This window comes from Kitasatospora sp. NPDC098652, assembly GCF_044760155.1.
In the GTDB taxonomy this organism is placed as follows: Bacteria; Actinomycetota; Actinomycetes; order Streptomycetales; family Streptomycetaceae; genus Kitasatospora.
Map to the genome: position 1 here is coordinate 1 of NZ_JBIWAQ010000024.1, position 17,104 is coordinate 17,104.

General features: G+C 74.7%; 18 protein-coding genes. 5 read left to right on the plus strand and 13 right to left on the minus strand.

Annotated elements, in window-relative coordinates; genetic code table 11:
* Positions 1 to 336: 336 nt before the first annotated feature.
* The gene (locus ACIQWA_RS34550; protein ID WP_402489400.1) at positions 337 to 1,977 is read right to left on the minus strand and encodes an alkaline phosphatase family protein; all 1,641 of its coding nucleotides are present in this window, start codon (positions 1,975 to 1,977) and stop codon (positions 337 to 339) included.
* A 364-nt stretch (positions 1,978 to 2,341) separates the two neighbouring features.
* On the opposite strand from ACIQWA_RS34550, the gene gndA reads away from it, so the two are divergent.
* A complete protein-coding gene (gene gndA, locus ACIQWA_RS34555) occupies positions 2,342 to 3,805 on the plus strand; it encodes an NADP-dependent phosphogluconate dehydrogenase (RefSeq protein WP_402489402.1) in 1,464 nt (487 codons plus the stop codon).
* A gap of 109 nt (positions 3,806 to 3,914) precedes the next feature.
* Here gndA and ACIQWA_RS34560 read toward each other — a convergent pair whose 3' ends face one another.
* Together ACIQWA_RS34560 and ACIQWA_RS34565 are read right to left on the minus strand one after the other, a co-directional pair.
* The gene (locus ACIQWA_RS34560; protein WP_402489404.1) at positions 3,915 to 4,466 is read right to left on the minus strand and encodes a YciI family protein; all 552 of its coding nucleotides are present in this window, start codon (positions 4,464 to 4,466) and stop codon (positions 3,915 to 3,917) included.
* A gap of 119 nt (positions 4,467 to 4,585) precedes the next feature.
* Positions 4,586 to 5,551 (minus strand): alpha/beta hydrolase, encoded by a 966-nt coding sequence (locus ACIQWA_RS34565; protein ID WP_402489407.1) that lies wholly within the window; start codon positions 5,549 to 5,551, stop codon positions 4,586 to 4,588.
* A 218-nt stretch (positions 5,552 to 5,769) separates the two neighbouring features.
* On the opposite strand from ACIQWA_RS34565, the gene ACIQWA_RS34570 reads away from it, so the two are divergent.
* A complete protein-coding gene (locus ACIQWA_RS34570) occupies positions 5,770 to 6,153 on the plus strand; it encodes a hypothetical protein (RefSeq protein WP_402489409.1) in 384 nt (127 codons plus the stop codon).
* A gap of 36 nt (positions 6,154 to 6,189) precedes the next feature.
* On the opposite strand, the gene ACIQWA_RS34575 is transcribed toward ACIQWA_RS34570, so the two are convergent.
* The 4 genes from ACIQWA_RS34575 to ACIQWA_RS34590 all read right to left on the minus strand — a co-directional run bounded on the left by ACIQWA_RS34575 (position 6,190) and on the right by ACIQWA_RS34590 (position 8,446).
* A complete protein-coding gene (locus ACIQWA_RS34575; protein WP_402489412.1) occupies positions 6,190 to 6,615 on the minus strand; it encodes an NUDIX domain-containing protein in 426 nt (141 codons plus the stop codon).
* A 7-nt stretch (positions 6,616 to 6,622) separates the two neighbouring features.
* Complete coding sequence (locus ACIQWA_RS34580; protein ID WP_402489415.1) at positions 6,623 to 7,168, minus strand: nucleoside deaminase; 546 nt, start codon at positions 7,166 to 7,168, stop codon at positions 6,623 to 6,625.
* Positions 7,169 to 7,243: 75 nt separating this feature from the next.
* The gene (gene cynS / locus ACIQWA_RS34585; RefSeq protein WP_360231590.1) at positions 7,244 to 7,714 is read right to left on the minus strand and encodes a cyanase; all 471 of its coding nucleotides are present in this window, start codon (positions 7,712 to 7,714) and stop codon (positions 7,244 to 7,246) included.
* Positions 7,715 to 7,792: 78 nt separating this feature from the next.
* Entirely contained in the window at positions 7,793 to 8,446 is a 654-nt protein-coding gene (locus ACIQWA_RS34590; RefSeq protein ID WP_402489418.1) for a carbonic anhydrase, read from the minus strand.
* A 126-nt stretch (positions 8,447 to 8,572) separates the two neighbouring features.
* Here ACIQWA_RS34590 and cynR point away from each other — a divergent pair, with 126 nt between their 5' ends.
* Complete coding sequence (gene cynR / locus ACIQWA_RS34595; RefSeq protein ID WP_402489420.1) at positions 8,573 to 9,499, plus strand: transcriptional regulator CynR; 927 nt, start codon at positions 8,573 to 8,575, stop codon at positions 9,497 to 9,499.
* A 56-nt stretch (positions 9,500 to 9,555) separates the two neighbouring features.
* Here cynR and ACIQWA_RS34600 read toward each other — a convergent pair whose 3' ends face one another.
* Entirely contained in the window at positions 9,556 to 11,046 is a 1,491-nt protein-coding gene (locus ACIQWA_RS34600; protein ID WP_402489423.1) for an FAD-dependent monooxygenase, read from the minus strand.
* 158 nt (positions 11,047 to 11,204) lie between these two features.
* Between ACIQWA_RS34600 and ACIQWA_RS34605 the strand changes: the two genes are divergently transcribed.
* A complete protein-coding gene (locus ACIQWA_RS34605) occupies positions 11,205 to 12,188 on the plus strand; it encodes an Lrp/AsnC family transcriptional regulator (protein WP_402489426.1) in 984 nt (327 codons plus the stop codon).
* 18 nt (positions 12,189 to 12,206) lie between these two features.
* Here the strand turns inward: ACIQWA_RS34605 and ACIQWA_RS34610 are convergent, their stop codons facing one another.
* Both ACIQWA_RS34610 and ACIQWA_RS34615 read right to left on the minus strand, forming a co-directional pair.
* Positions 12,207 to 13,016 carry a YhjD/YihY/BrkB family envelope integrity protein gene (locus ACIQWA_RS34610; RefSeq protein WP_360231605.1) on the minus strand — a complete coding sequence of 270 codons (810 nt, stop codon included), beginning with the start codon at positions 13,014 to 13,016 and terminating at the stop codon, positions 12,207 to 12,209.
* Positions 13,017 to 13,515: 499 nt separating this feature from the next.
* Positions 13,516 to 13,998: an ATP-binding protein gene (locus ACIQWA_RS34615; protein WP_402489429.1), complete on the minus strand. Its 483-nt coding sequence runs from the start codon at positions 13,996 to 13,998 to the stop codon at positions 13,516 to 13,518.
* Positions 13,999 to 14,235: 237 nt separating this feature from the next.
* Here ACIQWA_RS34615 and ACIQWA_RS34620 point away from each other — a divergent pair, with 237 nt between their 5' ends.
* Positions 14,236 to 14,799 (plus strand): YbaK/EbsC family protein, encoded by a 564-nt coding sequence (locus tag ACIQWA_RS34620; RefSeq protein ID WP_402489431.1) that lies wholly within the window; start codon positions 14,236 to 14,238, stop codon positions 14,797 to 14,799.
* 31 nt (positions 14,800 to 14,830) lie between these two features.
* Here the strand turns inward: ACIQWA_RS34620 and ACIQWA_RS34625 are convergent, their stop codons facing one another.
* The 3 genes from ACIQWA_RS34625 to ACIQWA_RS34635 all read right to left on the minus strand — a co-directional run bounded on the left by ACIQWA_RS34625 (position 14,831) and on the right by ACIQWA_RS34635 (position 17,045).
* Positions 14,831 to 15,097, minus strand: coding sequence for a hypothetical protein (locus tag ACIQWA_RS34625; protein ID WP_360231617.1), 267 nt, complete (start codon positions 15,095 to 15,097; stop codon positions 14,831 to 14,833).
* 200 nt (positions 15,098 to 15,297) lie between these two features.
* Positions 15,298 to 16,119 (minus strand): ABC transporter permease subunit, encoded by an 822-nt coding sequence (locus tag ACIQWA_RS34630; RefSeq protein WP_402489434.1) that lies wholly within the window; start codon positions 16,117 to 16,119, stop codon positions 15,298 to 15,300.
* A complete protein-coding gene (locus ACIQWA_RS34635; protein WP_402489437.1) occupies positions 16,116 to 17,045 on the minus strand; it encodes an ABC transporter ATP-binding protein in 930 nt (309 codons plus the stop codon). The genes ACIQWA_RS34630 and ACIQWA_RS34635 overlap by 4 nt, the downstream gene beginning before the upstream one ends.
* Between the last annotated feature and the right edge of the window lie 59 nt (positions 17,046 to 17,104).

Below are 17,104 nucleotides of genomic sequence, written 5' to 3' on the forward strand. Positions count from 1 at the left end.
GCCCGCTGACCTCCGCCCGCAGAGCCCCGACCGCTGACCTCCGCCCGCTGCCCCCGGGCGCGGGGGGCCCGGCCCCCCCCCGGGCGGCCCGGGGGGGGGCCCCCCCCCGCGGGGGGGGGGGGGGCCCGCCCGCCCCCCCCCCGCGCCCCCCCCCCCCCCCCCCCCCCCCCCCCCCCCCCCCCCCCCCCCCCCCCCCCCCCCCCCCCCCCCCCCCCCCCCCCCCCCCCCCCCCCCCCCCCCCCCCCCGCGACGATACCTGACGGAACACCAGGGATCAGGTGATTATCCGCAGTTCCCCGGGGCGGCCGGGGCAGGCCGCCAGGCGGTTCACCGAGGTCAGCGGACGGGCAGCACCCGGGTGTGCTCCGCGCGCACGGCCTGGAGGGCGTGCGGCCGGAGGCCGAGCAGGTCGAGGATGGTCGGGGCGATCTGCTTGGTCTCGACCTTCTCCTCCCGGCGGACGCCGCCCGGGGTGGCGGCGCCGGAGACGACGAGCGGGACGTCCAGGTCGTCGGCGTGGTCGCCGCCGTGCTCGGCGATCTTGCTGCCGCCGGTGTAGACGACGCCGTACTGCGCGACACCGAAGACGTCCGGCACCCGCGGGTCGCCCGGGGCGACGCCGAAGTGGTCGGCGGCCTCCGCCCCGGCGTAGACCTTCTCGACGCCGCTGCCGGTGAACGGGCGGGCCTTGCCGTCGATGTCGACGCCGTTGCCGTGCTGCGCCAGCAGGTAGGCCTTGGCGAAGGAGGTGGCGGCCGCGGAGCGGTCGTTGAGCCAGAGCAGCACGCCGTCGTCGTCGACCGCGTGGGCGACCAGGGCGCCCGCGCCCGGGTGGGTGGCCTTCCAGGCGGCGTCGAGGCCTGTGAGCAGCGGGCCGTCGTCGATCCGGTTGAGCGCGGCCGGGTCGGTCGGGGACTGGCCGTGCTTGGCGGAGAGGATGACGGTGGTGGAGCGGTCCAGGTGCTGCCTGCGCAGTTCGGCGGTCAGCGCGCCGATCTGCTGGTCGACGTACGCCAGGTTCTTCTCCACCAGCGGGCCGGGCACGCCCTTGCCGACGTAGCCGCCCCGGAGGCCGTCGGAGCTGGCCAGCTTCTGCGCGGTGGAGACGGACTGGAAGTTCAGGCCGAAGACGGCCGGGGTGCCGACCCGCTGCGCACGGCTGTGGTCGTAGCCGTCGATCTCGTTGAGGACGGCCTGCACCTTGTACGAGTCGTACTGCTCGGTGGCCTGGTTGTCCTTGGTCCAGTCGCCCTTGTAGCCGGTGGCGTTGCTGTTGACCTCGGGGGTGAAGAGGTCCTGGATGCCTTCGCCGGAGGGGCCGTTGAGGATGTCGTAGGCGGCGTGCTTGTCCGACCACGCGGTGCGCAGGCCGGCCTGGCGGGCCACCTCGAAGACGGTGTTCACCTGGAGGTAGGAGTGCGGCTGGACGGGCCGGCAGGTCCGCGGGTCGACCGGCAGCTTGGCCGGGTCGATCAGGGTCCGCGGGTCGCCGGTCATCCGCAGGATGGAGCCGGGCAGGCCCGCCAGGCCCTGGCCGGCGTCGAGCGCGTCCTTGTTCCGGTCCAGGTCCTCGGTGAGGTCGACCTCGGCGCCCGGCTTGGCGTGCGCGCAGTCGGTGGTGCCGGCCGGGAGCAGCGCGGCGTCGTAGCTGTCGTCGTAGTAGACACCGGTGGTGCCGGGGCCGCCGCCGGTCAGCTGGGCGACCATGCCGGGGAAGGAGTCGGACGGGTCGGTGGTGGCGGCGTGGGTGTACTCGACGCCGCCGCGGACCAGCCGGGCCAGCGCCGACTGCGGGTGCGCGGCCACGAAGCGGGCGAGGTCCGACTGGTGCAGACCGTCCACCGACACCAGCAGGACGTGCTGGGCCCGGTGGGCGCCGCGGCCCTCCTCGGCGGCGGCGGCCTGGGCGACGGTGGATCCGGCCAGCACACCGGCGGCGCCGAGGGTGGCGGCCAGTCGGACGTAACGACGGGTCACGGAGGTCTCCTGTGGAAGGGGGAGGGGAGGTGACTGCGGCGGTGCGGCCCCCAGGGTGGGAGGCCCCGGTGTACCGGTGGCGGCCGGAACGTGAACAGCACCGGTCCGCCGCGCCGGGCGGCCCGGGATTTTACCCGCCGCCCACCAAGGCCTTGCCCTGCCATGGGACTTGATCCGGGGGTAGGGTCGGTTCGGCAGGGTCAGTGGGCGCCTCCGGGCACCTGAACGGCCCAACCCCCCGGGCGGGCGGCACCGTCCGGCGGTGATCCTGGACTCCGACCGCCCCCGGCGGTCCTTCGCGTGCGCGGCACGCGGTCGGCGCGCACTCCTCCGTCGGCCGGCCCCGAGGAAGGAAGCACAGCTCATGGACGCATCCGCGATCGGTTCGGCACAGATCGGCGTGACGGGCCTGGCGGTCATGGGCCGCAACCTGGCGCGGAACTTCGCCCGCAACGGCTACACGGTCGCGGTGCACAACCGCACCCCGGCCCGGACCAGGGCCCTGGTCAAGGAGTTCGGCCACGAGGGCACCTTCGTCCCCGCCGAGTCGCCGCAGGACTTCGTGGCCGCGCTGGAACGTCCGCGCCGCCTACTGATCATGGTGAAGGCCGGCGGGCCCACCGACGAGGTCATCGAGGAGTTCGCGCCGCTGCTGGAGCCCGGCGACATGATCGTCGACGGCGGCAACGCGCACTTCGCGGACACCCGCCGCCGGGAGCGGGCGCTGCGCGAGCAGGGCATCCACTTCGTCGGCAGCGGCGTCTCCGGCGGGGAGGAGGGCGCCCTGCTCGGCCCCTCGGTCATGCCCGGCGGCTCCGCCGAGTCGTACACCGTGCTCGGCCCCATGCTGGAGCGGATCAGCGCCCAGGTGGACGGCGAGCCGTGCTGCACCCACATCGGCACCGACGGGGCCGGCCACTTCGTGAAGATGGTCCACAACGGCATCGAGTACGCCGACATGCAGCTCATCGCCGAGGCCTACCACCTGCTGCGGGACGTCGGCGGGTACTCCCCCGCCGAGATCGCCGGCATCTTCGAGCGCTGGAACCAGGGCCGGCTCGACTCCTACCTGATCGAGATCACCGCCGAGGTCCTCGCCCACACCGACGCCGACACCGGCAAGCCCTTCGTCGACGTCGTCCAGGACGCCGCCGAGCAGAAGGGCACCGGGCGCTGGACCGTGCAGACCGCGCTCGACCTCGGCTCCCCGGTCACCGCCATCGCCCAGGCCACCTTCGCCCGGGTCGCCTCCTCCCGGACGGCGCTGCGCGAGGCCTACCGGCCGCTGCCCGGCGGCACCGTGCACCCGATGCACCCGCACGAGGCCGAGCGCTTCACCCGGGACGTCGAGCAGGCCCTCTACGCGTCCAAGGTCATCGCCTACGACCAGGGCTGGACGATGATCCGCGACGCGGCGGCCGAGTACGGCTGGGACATCGACCTCGGCGCGGTGGCGAAGATCTGGCGCGGCGGCTGCATCATCCGGGCCGCCTTCCTCGACCGGATCCGCGCCGCCCACGCCGCCAGCCCCGACCTGGTCAGCCTGCTCGCGGAACCGCAGTTCGCCACCGAGGTCGCCGACGCCCAGGCCGCCTGGCGCACGGTCGTCGCCGGGGCCGCCCAGCACGGCATCCCGGTGCCGGCGTTCTCCGCCGCGCTCGCCTACTACGACACCCTGCGCAGCGAGCGGCTGCCCGCCGCGCTGATCCAGGGCCAGCGCGACTTCTTCGGCGCCCACACCTACCGCCGCACCGACCGGCCGGGCAGCTACCACACCCGCTGGGCCGAGCCCGGCCGGCCGGAGGAACGTACGGACACCGGGGGTTAGCCCGGCGCGGCGGCGGTCAGGCCGGCGCGGCGGTGGCCGGCCCGGCGCGGCGGCGGCCGGCCCGCTCCCGGTCAGGACGGGAGCGGGCCGGCCGTACGGGAACGGGCCGTCAGGACGGGCGGCCGCCGAACTGCCAGCGGTGCACCTCGACGTCGGCGTAGCCGTCCGCGGTCAGCACCGCCCGTGCCGCGTCCGGATCCGGCGCCCGGAGCAGGGCCGCCGTGCCCAGCCAGGCCGTCCCGTCATCGGAGAGCAGCGGCCCGTAGGCGATGAGCTCCTCCCGGTCGGCCGGGACCGCGAGGTCGACGGGCTGCCCGCCGCCGAGGCCGAGCACGAGGTAGCGGGTGCCCTCGGTCCGGCCGCCGGGGAAGTCCCACATGGTGCGCCCCAGCAGGTTGCGCCACCGCCGCAGCAGGACGTCCCGGTAGACCCCGGCCTGGTAGCCCGGCTCCCCGAAGGCGAACGCCCGGGCGGCGGCGGGATCGGGCAGGTCGAGGATGTGCACGCTGCCGGTGGGCAGGGCCCCGTCGTCGGTGAGCGTCGGCCCCCGGGCGATCATCTCCTGCGCGAACCCGTCCATGTAGGACCAGTGCGCTTCGAGCAGTTCGTCGCGCAGCGGCAGGGATCCGGGCCGGTCGCGGTGGTAGCAGAGGAACTCCATCCCGGTAGCATCCCGCCGGGCGGCCGCCCCGGTCGAGCCGATTTCGGCTTCGGCCGCCTGGCCCCGGGGGTTAGCCCGGCGCGGCGGTGCCGCGGCACTGTCGCCACGGCACCGTCACGTCATCGCTGGAGCACGCGCCGCAGCCACCGGGTGCGGGCCTCCTGGGCGTCCCGGGCGAGGGCCGCGTGCGGGGCGAGGGTGTCGAAGCCGTGGCAGGCGCCGGGCCAGACGTGGAGTTCGGCCTCGCCGCCCGCCCGCCAGATCGCGTCGGCGTAGGCGACCGCCTCGTCCCGGAAGGTCTCGGCGGAGCCCACGTCCAGGTACGCGGCGGGCAGCCCGGTGAGGTCGGTGGCGCGGGCCGGGGCGGCGTACGGGGAGAGGTCGGCGGCGCCGTGGCGGTCGCCGAGCACAGCCTGCCAGGCGGTGGCGTTGGAGGCGCGGTCCCAGGTGTCGTGACCGACCATCTGGTGGCTGGAGAAGGTGTCGCCGCGGTCGTCGAGCATCGGGCTGAGCAGCAGTTGGCCGATCGGCGTCGGTCCGCCACGGTCGCGGACCAGGTGGGCGAGGGCGGCGGCGAGCCCGCCACCGGCGCTCTTGCCGCCGATGACCAGGCGCCCGGCGTCCACGGCCAGTTCGTCCGCGTGCTCGGCCACCCAGCCGAGCCCGGCGTAGCAGTCCTCGACGGCCCCGGGAAAGCGGGTGCGCGGCGCCAGCGGGTACTCGACGGAGACCACGGCCAGCCGCAGGGGCAGGGCCCAGGAGCGCAGCACCCGGGGCAGCACGGACCACGCGTTGCCCGTCACCATCCCGCCGCCGTGCAGGTAGTAGAGCAGCGGCAGCGGCTCGCGGACCCCGGCGGGCCGCGCGCTGACCAGGGTGAGCGCGCCGTCGCCGTCGGCCCGCGGCACCTGCAGCTCCGTCACCTCGAACCGGCCGCCGTCGCTCAGCCGGTCGAGCGTCGGCCGGGGCCGGACCCGAGCGTCCCGCTCCTGCCAGGCCACCAGGCCCTCCGGGGTGAGCACCTCCCGCGCCCGCGCCCCGGCGGCCTCCACCGCCGCCCGCACCTCCGGATCCAGCGGAGGCACCCGTCGGCCCACCGAACCACCCACCACCAGTACCCCCTCCCCGACGGACACCCGGTCGGCGCCCCGTCCACGCCCAGCTTGCCAGGCCCGCCCACGACGACGGCGTGGAGGGGCTCGACTCCCGGATCGACGCGCACGGAAATCCGCTGGCACGGTGGCCGGGCGGGGAGTTGACTGACCTGCCGAGGGCGTGAACACCGCTCGGCGAAGGGGGAGTTGTGGAGGACCCGCAGTTCACCGTACGGCTCGCCGGCCCCTCACCCCGGGGCGCGGTGCGGCTCAGGGCGGTCCGCACGGTGACGGGGCTGAGCCTGTTCCACAGCGGTCGGGCCCTGGACGCCGGAACGGCCGTCCTCCTGGCGGAGGTCCCCTTCGAGGTCGCCGCCCCCGCCGCGCGGGACCTGCGCCGGGCGGGCGTGGCGGTCGCGGTCAGCTGCGGCGCCTGTCGCCGCACCCTGCCCGAGGACGGCGCCCCGGTCGCCCCCGGTCCGTGTGCCGGGCGCTACTTCGCCACCGCCCACTGCCAGGCCAACTCCCTGACCACCTGCGACTGCGAGCACTGCACCGAGTTCGGCCCCCTGCCCGGGCTCACCTCACCCTGAGCCCGCACCGCGGCGGACCGTAGCGGACCGCAGCGGTCACCAGCGCAGGAGCCGTCCGCTGGCGGCAAGGTGGTCGAGGACCGTGCGGGTGGTGGCGCTGGCGCGGGGGTGGTCACCGTGGGTGAGGTGGGCGAGCTCGGCGATCTCGCCGCAGGGGGCGGGGGTGCCCGTGTGATCGGCGGTGTAGCAGCTGGTGCGGACCAGGGTGCCGGCGGGTTTGCCGTGGGCGGGGGCTTCGACCGTCAGCAGCGGCCGGACGGTCGCCCGGTCCAGGGTGACGCCGAGTTCCTCGGCGATCTCGCGGGCGAGGGCCTCGGGGTGGGTCTCACCGGGCTCGGGCTTGCCGCCCGGCAGGTAGAACAGCTCACGGCCGTGGCTCCGGGCGGCGAGGAGGCCGCCGTCCTCGAGCCGGATCCAGGCCACCTTCTCGATCACCCCGATCACCCCGATCTCTTCGGTCATCCCGGCCTCAACCCTCCGTCGGAGCGGTCGAAGCAGTCGACGCGGTCGGAGCGGTCGGGCCCGTGGGGGCGCCCGCGACCCGGCGCTCGCCGCCGTTGCGCTGCTGCCAGAGGCGGTACACCTCGACCGCGTCCGCGCTCGGCGCGTGCCGCATCGGCAGTCGGCGCTGGCCCCAGGGCTTGGCGAACTCACCGTAGAAGGTGTCGAGTTCGAAGTACTTGCGGTCGTCGACGTAGTGCGGCTCGTAGGCTTCGCGGGTGGTGAGGAAGACCACCTCGTCCGGCGAGCAGTAGTACAGCGAGCCCAGGCACATCGGGCAGGGGTGGGCCAGGACGTAGATGGTGGTGCCGGTCAGGTGCTCGGTGCCGAGCCTGGTGCAGGCCTCGCGGATGGCGAGGATCTCCGCATGCGCGGTGGGGTCGTCGGTCTGGGCGACCTGGTTGGCGCTCTCCGCCAGGATCCGGCCGTCCTTGACGATGACGGTCGCGAACGGGCGGCCGCCCTCCTCGACGTTGCGGCGGGCGAGGTCGATGGTGCGCTGGACGAAGTCCACGGTGTCCTCCTGAGTGGGGTCGGTGCGGCGGGGCGGCGGTGGCACCGCCCCGCCGCACCGGACGAAGGGGCTGGGTCAGAACGGCTTGGTCGGCAGGTACTTGCCGTCCATGGTGATGACGGCGCGCTCGCCGCCCTCGGGGTCGGCAACCTTCCGCACATCGAGCTTGAAGTTGATCGCGGAGATGATGCCGTCGCCGAACTGCTCGTGGACGAGGGCCTTGAGAGTGGTGCCGTAGACCTGGAGCATCTCGTAGAAGCGGTAGATGGTCGGGTCGGTGGGGATGCCGCCGGGGATCGAGCCGCGGGTGGGGATGGTCCGGAGCAGCAGAGCCGCGTCCGCGTCCAGGCCCAGCAGTTCGGCGACGGCCTCGGCGGACTCCTTGGGCAGGGCGTGCTGGCCGAGGACGGCGGCGGTGGTGAAGGCGACCGACAGGCCGGAGACGTCGGCGATCTGCTGCCAGGTGAGGTCCTTGCGGGTCTTGGCCTCGACGGCGGCGGCGGCCAGCAGCTGGCGGGCGGTGGGGTCGAACTGGGCGTGCACCATGGGGGGTTCCTTCTCGTGGTTGACGGGCTTACCGGTCGCGCGGCAAGCGGCGATCCGGGGAGGGGGCTGGGGTGGCGGTCAGGCCGCTACGGCGGCGTGGCCGGCGGCGGCGTGGCCGGCGGTGGCGTGGCCGGCGGTGGCGTGGCCGGCGGTGGCGTGGCCGGCGGTGGCGGTGAGGTCCTCGACGCCGCCGGTGGCGATGTCGAAGACCCAGCCGCGCAGGGTGAGCGCCCGCACGGCCAGAGCGCGGGCGACGGACGGGTGGGTGGCCAGGTTCGCCAGTTGGGCGAGCACGTTCTGCCGCACCAGGGCCGGAACGTCCCCGGTGGTGGCCGTGCGCGCCACCGAGGCGTCGGCGAGCCGCAGCCAGTCGGCGACGGCCGGGGCCGCGCTGAGGTCGTGGTCGTGGGCGAGGGCGGTCATCGCCCCGCACCCGGAGTGCCCGCAGACCACGACGTCCCGCACTCCCAGGGCGGCGACGGCGTACTCGATGCTCGCGGTGACGCCGTCGGCCCCGGGGGTGTAGGCGGGCACCAGGTTGCCCGCGGTGCGGATCACGAACAGCTCACCCGGGTCCGAGCCGGTGATCAGCTCCGGCACGACGCGGGCGTCGGAGCAGCCGATGAACAGCGTGTGCGGGCTGTGGTCGGCGGCGAGCCGGGCGAAGAGCTCCTCCTTGGCGGGGAACACGTCCCGCTGGAAGTACGCGATGCCCTCGGCGAAGTCACGCATGTGGTCACTCCCTCTCGTGGCGCCGGGCCGGTGCGGCCTGGCGAGATCCACAGTGCACGACCTGGGGCTATAGCGTCCAAGACCTGCTACCGATGCTTTCCATCGATCGCGTCTATAGTTCGGTTCATGGCCCTGGAACTGCGTCATCTGCGCTATCTGCTCGCCGTGGCCGACCACGGCAACTTCACCCGCGCCGCCGAGGAGCTGCACATCTCCCAGCCGACGCTGTCCCAGCAGGTCAAGCAGCTCGAACGGACCCTGGGCGCCCAGCTGCTCGACCGCACCGGCCGCACCGTGCGCCTCACCGACGCCGGCCGGGCGTACGCCCACCACGCCCGCGGCGCGCTGCGGGACCTCGCCGCCGCCGAACGCGCCGTCCACGACGTCCAGGACCTCTCGTGCGGGCGGCTGCGGCTGGCCGTCACCCCGACCTTCACCGCCTACCTCGTCGGCCCACTCGCCGCCGAGCTGCACGCCCGGCACCCCGGCATCGCCCTGACCGTCCGGGAGACCAGCCAGGACCGCATCGAAACCGGCCTGCTCACCGACGAGTTCGACCTCGGCATCGCCTTCCACGGGCCCCACCTGCCCGGCGTCACCGCGACCGCCCTGTTCACCGAGCACCTCACCCTGGTCACCGGGTCCGGCACCGGCGCCGGAGCCGCCACCGACACCGGCCTCGACGGCCCGCTCCCGGTACGAGAGCTCGCCGATCGCCGATTGGCCCTGCTCAGCGGCGACTTCGCCACCCGCGGCCACATCGACGACTACCTCGCCCGGCACGGCGTCAGCCCGCGGATCGCCGTCGAGGCCAACTCCGTCCAGGCCCTCACCGAGGTCGTCCAGCGCACCCCGCTCGCCACCGTGCTCCCGGACGCCGTCACCCACGACCACCCGCGGCTCGCCCGCGTCCCGCTCGAACCGCCCCTCCCCACCCGCACCGTCGCCCTGCTGCGCCGCGCCGAGGCCTACCGGAGCGCCGCCGCCGGGGCCTTCACCGAGCTCGTGCACGACCTGGTCCGCGCCCGCGGCTACCCGGCGCCGCCCCGGTGAACCGGATCGCCCCCGCACCGGGAGCGGTACGGGGGCGCAACGGAATTGACGGTGCGTCAGGCAAGCGAGCGCGGAGTGCCGAACCAGCGGGTGAGGGACGGCCGGAGGGTCTCCGGGGTGCCCACCCAGCAGACATGGCCGTCCGGACGGATCAGCATCGGCTCCACGGGGGCTCCCCCGTCGAACCGGTCCACCCGGTCGGACCAGGGGGCGACGGCCTCGGCGAGGACGCCCTGCGGGTCCAGCAGCACGCCCCGGCCGGACCGCAGGAGTTGGTGCAGCCGCGCCGGGCCGAGGTCCGCGTCCGGCGCCGGCCCGCCGAGCAGCGGGTGGGGGCCGGTGTCCGGCATCGGGTAGCGGGTGGCCGTCCCGGACATCACCTCGCTCAGCCGGCGGCGGACCTCCGGCAGGGCGATCAGCTCGGTGAAGAGGTCCCGGGTGGCCAGCACGTCCGGATCGCGGCTGCCCGCCCAGTCCATCAGCAGGCCCTGGGCCTGGACGTTGCGCAGCACGGTGGTCCCGGCCAGGTGGCGTTCGGTGTGGTAGCTGTCGAGCAGGCCCTCCGGCGCCCACCCCCGGACGGCGGCGCCGAGCTTCCAGCCGAGGTTGAAGGCGTCCTGCATCCCCCCGTTCATGCCCTGGGCGCCGAGCGGGAGGTGGACGTGGGCCGCGTCGCCGGCCAGGAACACCCGCCCGTGCCGGTACCGGGCGACCTGCCGGGCCGCGTTGGTGATGCGGCGGGCGTGGCACAGTTCGAGCAGCTGCACCCGCTCGCCGAACACGGCCCGCAGCCCCTCGCGGATCTCCTCCTCGGTGATCGGGACGTCCCTGGGCAGCGAGCGGCCCGGCCCGCCCATGGCGAGTCGGCGCAGCGGGCGGCCCCGGCCGTCGGTGCCGAGCGGGAAGATCCCCGTCCAGTGGCCGTCCGGGCTGCGGTGGTGGGTGGGCAGGTCGTCGGCGCCGCTCAGCCGGACGTCCGCGGCGATCGTGGTCAAGGTGCCTGCCCGGCCCGGGAATTCGGCCTTGAGCAGGGAGCGTACGGTGCTGTGGCCGCCGTCGGCGGCGACCAGGTGGCGGGCCCGGACCACCTGGCCCCCGGCGAAGGTCGCGGTGACGGCCTCCTCGTCCTGGGCGAGGTCGACCAGCTCGTGGTCGCGCCGGACGGTGAGGCCCTGCGCGGCAAGATGCTCCTCCAGGAAGGCCTCCAGCACGACCTGGGGGACGGAGCGCCAGGGCCGGCGCGGGCGGAAGGCACCCGGCCCGGGATCATCGGCCGACCCGGGATCGGCGGCCGGGGCGGCCGGCAGCGGGATGCCCGCGAAGTGGCTCCCGCCGACGGGATGGTCCCCGCCGGCCAGCAGCGGTTCCAGCAGGCCGCGCTGGTCCAGCAGCTCCAGGGTGCGGGTCTGCACGCCGCCCGCCCGGGACAGGGCGCTGCGAGCGGGCAGGCGGTCGGCGACTACGGTCGACACGCCCGCCAGCAGCAGCTCGTTGGCCGCCGTCAGGCCGGTCGGGCCGGCTCCGACGACCAGTACGTCGGTGTCCATGGTGTTTCTCCTCGGGTCCGTCGGGTGGTTCCGTCCGGCCCGTCGTCCCTCGACCGGCCGGGTTCCGTTGACGGGCTCAACGCTCGCTCCACCAGCGACCGTTGGCCCAGTGACCGGCGGGATGGTGCCGGAATCCGACACCGGCTACCCTCGGCACGGTGGAATCCGACTACGACGAGCTGGACCGCCGCCTCGTCCACGCCCTGCAGATCGACGGCCGGGCCCCGTTCAGCACCATCGCCACCGCCCTCGGGGTGTCGGACCGCACCGTCGCCCGCCGGTACGCCAGGCTCCGCTCGACCGGCGCGGTGCGGGTGCTCGGCGGGGTCGACCCGCTCGCGCTGGGCGCCGAACTGTGGCTGCTGCGGGTGCGCTGCGCGCCCTCCGCCGCGGTCGCGGTCGCCGAGGCGCTGGCCCGCCGCCCCGACACCTCCTGGGTCAGCCTCACCTCCGGCGGCACCGAGATCACCTGCACCGTCCGCGCCGAGACCGAGGCCGACAGCGAGGCCCTGCTGCTGGCCCGGCTCCCCCGCACCCCGCGGGTCGAGGGGGTGAGCGCGCACTCGGTGCTGCACTCCTTCTACGGCGGCCCGGACAGCCTGATCGCCAAGCTCGGCCCGCTGGACGGGGCCACCGTCGCGGCCCTGCGCCCGCCCGCGCCGCCCGCGGCGGCCCCGGCGGTCCACCGGCCCGGACCGCTGCGGCTGGACGACGGCGACCGCCGGCTGTTCGCCGCCCTCGAGACGGACGGCCGCGCCGGGTTCGAGGAACTGGCCACCGCCACCGGCTGGTCGCCGACGACCGTCCGGCGCCGGATGACGGAGCTGCGCGAACGCGGGGTGCTCTACCTGGACATCGACTGCGACCCGCACCTGCTCGGTGTCGGCACCCGGACCCTGCTGTGGATCTCGGTCGCTCCCCCGTACCTGGAGGAGGCCGGCCGGGCACTGGCCGGGCACCCGGAGGTCGCCTTCGCCTGCGCCACGACCGGGCCGACCAACCTGTACGCCACCGTGGTCTGCGCGGACCAGCGCGCGCTGTACCGCTACCTGACCACCCGGGTGGCCGCACTCCCGGCGGTCGGCCACGTCGAGACGGCACCCGCGATCAGGACCGTCAAGCAGGCCGCGAACCGGAGGTAGGGCCCTGCCGAGCGTGGGTCACGGTGTGCGACGGGCCTGGACCAGGACGCGTCCGGCCAGCGCGCCGGCGTACACGGTGTAGCCGACGCCGATCAGCCAGGACTGGACGATCAGCACGGTGCCCACCGTCCCGTAGGAGACGGCGTTGGACACCAGCAGGGGTGCGAAGACCAGCCGGGAGAACAGCCGGAGCCCGGCCAGTGCCACCATCGTGGCGACGGCTCCCGGCAGCAGGTCCCTGGCCGGGACGCGTCCGGCGAGCAGCAGGCGCTGGAGCCACCAGAACAGCACGACGCCGCCGACCGTCGTCGCGGCGATGCGGACGGAGGGCTGGACGGCCGAGTGGCGCCACGGCAGACCACTCATGGCGGCGAGCACGATGTACCCGGTCAGCGCGGCCAGTCCGAGGGTCTGGCGCCAGACGGCGTGCCACGGCCCGCGGTCGAGCTCCCAGATGCGTTCGTAGACCCCCTGGATCGAGGCCATCAGGGAGACCCCGAAGACGGCCAGCGCGGCGAGGCCGAAGCCCGTGGTGGTGCTGAGCACCTGGCCGCGGGGGACGAAGAGCTGATGGACGGCGGCGGCGCCCCGGCCGGACAGGCCCAGCCCGTCGGTGATCCACTCGGCGATCCCGGTGCCCCGCGCCGGGAAGGCGGCGGCGATGACGATCAGCAGCGGGACGAGGGTCACGAAAAACAGCGCGGCGAAGGCCATCGAGCGCTGGAGCAGCTCGACCGTACGGCCCTGTTCCCACACGCTCCGGACCACCGTCCGCAGCAACTGCCACCAGGTACGGACGCGCGGTGCGGCCCGGCCGCGACGGGGCACCTCAACCACCCGGGGCGGCGGGCGGCGACGGTCGGTTCAGGAGCACGGCATCCTCCCTGGTCTCGGCACCCGTGGTTCACGCCTGGTCTCGGCACCCCGTTGGCACATCCCGTCAGGATGCCACCGACGGGGCGCCCCGATGCCCCGCCGGCCATACTCCACCCGGGCGTCGGCTCCCTTCGTCGGCGATTCATGTTCTGGGTGGTTTATTGCGCTTTCCCTGGGTACACGCGGGCCACCGCCTCCGCCACGAGAGGAGTCACCGCCATGCCCGCCCAGATGACCGTCCCGACTCCCCCTGATCCGGACACCGAGCCGTTCCCCCACCCCAACCCCGCACCGAAGCCGGGCCCGGGCCCCGACCCGGTGCCGCCGCCCGTCCCCCCGTTCCCGGATCCCGGCCCGATCCCCGCGCCTGATCCGGCACCGCCGCCCAAGCCGTACGCCGGCCCCGGGCGGGCCTGACCCCTCGGCCTGACCCCTCACCCCGGGGTACGGATCAGCTCCCGAAGGCCCTACGGTCGATCGCGGCGCTGCCGTCCATCGGGGCCGCGACCTCCAGCCACACCAGCTTCCCCGCGCCCTCGGGCCGGCAGCCCCAGTCCCGCGCCAACCGGTCCACCACCCGGAGGCCATGGCCACCGGGACGCCCCGGGTCGGCGAGCGGGCGCAGCTGCGGCGGGTCCGGGCTCGCGTCCGAGACCTCCACCCGCAGCCGCTCACCGTTCCACCTCAGCCGCAGTTCCCGGGGGCCGCCGGGCGCGTGCAGACACGCGTTGGAGACCAGCTCCGAGACCATCAGCAGGACGTCCTCCGCCACGGCCAGCCGCTCGGCATCCGGGGCGGGCAGCCACTGCCAACCCACCAGGGTCCGGCGGCTGAAATCCCGGGAGCGCTGCACCGCCCCCTCGGTGCCGTACAGCACCAGCCGCCTGGTCAGGTCGGAGGACGGTGGCGCGGGTTCTTCCCGGTCACGCTTCATGCCGCACTCCTCACTCCACGCCGCCGCCGACGGGCCGACGCACTCCTGCTCCCCCGCGGTACTCCGCACTGGACTGCTCGGTGGGCCGTGCCATGACGCACTCGCGGACGGCCGGGCCCGGGAACCCGCCGCCCAGGACGGGGCCGGGCTCATCACCTCGTCCACGTCCATGCCCCTCGCCTGCCCAACCCCGCCGCCGGGAAACAGCCGGCTGCCGGTCCGCGCTAGAGTCCCCCCATGAGCGATCCAGTGCGCCCTCCCTTCGGGAACTTCACGGCCGTCCTCCCGGCACTGGAGGTCCGCGACGACCTCGCCGCCCCCGTGGCCGATGCCCTGAAGAACTGGGACGCACGGGAGGCAGCCGAGTCCGTGCTGTACGTGGACACCGACCCCGAGAAGGCGGACACCGCGGTGTTCTGCGAGTTCTACGAAGCACCGCCGGAGCTCTCCGCGAACTGCGTGGTGGTCGCGGCCAAGCGCGGCGGGGAGGTCACCCTGGCCGCCTGCCTCGCCCTCGCCACCACCCGGGTGGACGTGAACAAGGCCGTCCGTACCCACCTGGGGGCGCGGAAGGCATCGTTCGCGCCGATGGACACCGCGGTCGACCTGACCGGCATGGAGTACGGCGGCATCACCCCCGTCGGCCTGCCCGGCACCTGGCCGCTGCTCATCGACGAGGCGGTGGCCGCGGCCCCCTCCGTCCTGATCGGCAGCGGCCGACGCCGGGGCAAACTCATCCTCCCCGGTTGGGCCCTGGCCCGGCTCCCGGGCGCCGAGGTGCTGGCAGGCCTGGCCGCCTGAGAAAGCCCGAACCGCTGCGGGCGCCCCGCGATCACAGCGTGCGCAGGGCCCGCTCGCACTCCTGGCACCGCCGCTCGGCGAGCACGGGCGGGTACCACGGGTCCCCGGGCCGGGTCGGCCGGTAGTGCGCGTGCTCCAACGGTCCGGTCTCCAGCCCGCACAGGGTGTACGGCTGCGGGTCCTCCGGAACCTCGGGATCGGCCCCGGCGGCGTGCACCGCGAACACGGTGGGTTCGACACCCTCCGCGCCGATGGCCCCGTCGGATTCCAGCTCGAAGAGCACAATGATCGATCCCATGCCCCGAGCCTCGATCATCCCCTGCCGACCCACATCCGGGGGTGGGCCGTTCGAGCCCACACCCACCACCCTGCCGACTTCGCACCGCGATCACACGCCCCGGCGGCTCATCCCGCTTCCGCAGAGACCGACTTGAGACGTGCAGGTCCCAGCCGGAACGCCCCCGCCCGGTCAAACCGCTCACGGCCGTACGCACGTCGTCAGGGCGCGAGGTCCCGGCGCAGCAGCAGCGGGACGGCGGCGCCGAGGCCCGCGAGCCCGACGGCCGCGAGCACGGCGAACGACCCCCAGGCGAAACCGCCTCGGGCGAGCGCGTCCCCCGGGGTGTAGTAGTGGAACGGGCTCAGGTAGCGCAGCGCGGCGGCCGGCTGCCAGGCCAGGGCGATGAAGTTGACGGCGAACCCCACGGCTCCCAGGGCGATGGTGGCCCCGACGACCTGGGCCCGGTGCCGCACCGCGGCCGAGACGGCCACGGCCGGACCGGCCAGGCAGAGCGAGAACGCGCACCCCAGGACGCCGGCGGCGAGCACACCCCGCAGCGGGACCGCGTGGTGGAGCGCGGGGGAAAGGGCCACCCCGGCGCCGATCGTGAGCGTGGCGACCCCGTTGAGGGCCAACGAGACCACCAACACGGCCGCCACCCGCTCGCCCAGCAGCCGCAACCGCGAGATCGGACGGGCCATCAGCAGTTCCACGGTGCCGGACTCGATGTCGGCCGCGACGGCCGCAGCGGCCAGCGAGCCGATGGCCGTCAGCTGCATGGCGATCCAGAAGGGATGCACCAGGCCGGCCCCCAGCATGCCGGGATAGCTCGCGATGGACACGCCCCCGGCCGAGCCCGAGAACGCCTTCAACGCCTTCGGCACTCCTCCGCCCGCGCCACCGAAGAGCTGCACGGGCGGCACCGCCCGGACGACCACCACGATCAGGAGCTCGAACACGACCATGCCCACGGCCAGGAACGCCAGCATCCGGCGCCGCCGGTGGAGGGCCAGCCAGAACAGGGGGAACCGGGCTCTCACGGCCGTACCTCCTGCGCGTCGGCGCCCTGCCGGTAGAGGTCGAGGAACGCCTCGTCCAGTCCGGCCTCCTCCACCGACAGGTCCGTCACCGGCAACTCGGCCAGCAGCCTTCCGAGTTCACCGACCAACTCCGCCGGGGAGATCAGCAGCTGCACCTCGGCGCCGCGCCACTGCGGCGACCACCGTTCCATCCCGGGCAGCTCCCGGGGGACCGGCCCGTCGCCCAGCACCAGCCGGACCCGTCGCGCGCGCTCCTCGCGCAGCTCCGACACCCTCCGTACCGCGACCAGCCGCCCTTCCCGGACGAGTGCGACCCGGCCGCAGGCCCGCTGCACCTCCGGCAGCACATGGCTGGAGAGGAGCACCGTGCGACCGGCGGCCGCCGCCTCCGTGAGCAGTTCGAAGAAGACCTCCTGCACCAGCGGGTCCAGGCCCTCGGTCGGCTCGTCCAGTACCAGCACCTCCGGGTCGTGCTGGAAGGCCTGGACCAGGCCCAGCTTCTGCTTCATCCCGCGCGAGTACCCCCGCACCGGCCGTGCCAGGTCGCCCGTCGTCAGCCCGAGGCGCTCGCACAGGGTGCCCCGGCGGGACGTCGGAGCGCCCTGGAGGTCCCCGAGCATCCGGAGCGTCTGCGCTCCGGTCAGCTCGGGGTACAGCCGAAGCTCCCCCGGCAGGTAGCCCAGCCGTGGCGCCAGCTCGCGGTGGTCTCCGACCGGATCCAGCCCGAGCACGGACACCCGCCCGGAACTGGGCCGGAGCAGACCCACCAGACACCGGATGGTGGTGGTCTTCCCGGCCCCGTTCGGGCCGAGGAACCCGAACACCTCACCGCGCTCCACGGCGAGGTCGAGTCCGTCGACACCCACCTCGCGTCCGTAGAACTTGCTCAGCGCGGCCAGCTCGATCGCCGGCCCGTTGCGGTCCATACCTGCCTCCCGCCCGTCCGACACCGTCGGCGGTCGTCGTGGTACCACCAGTGCACCGC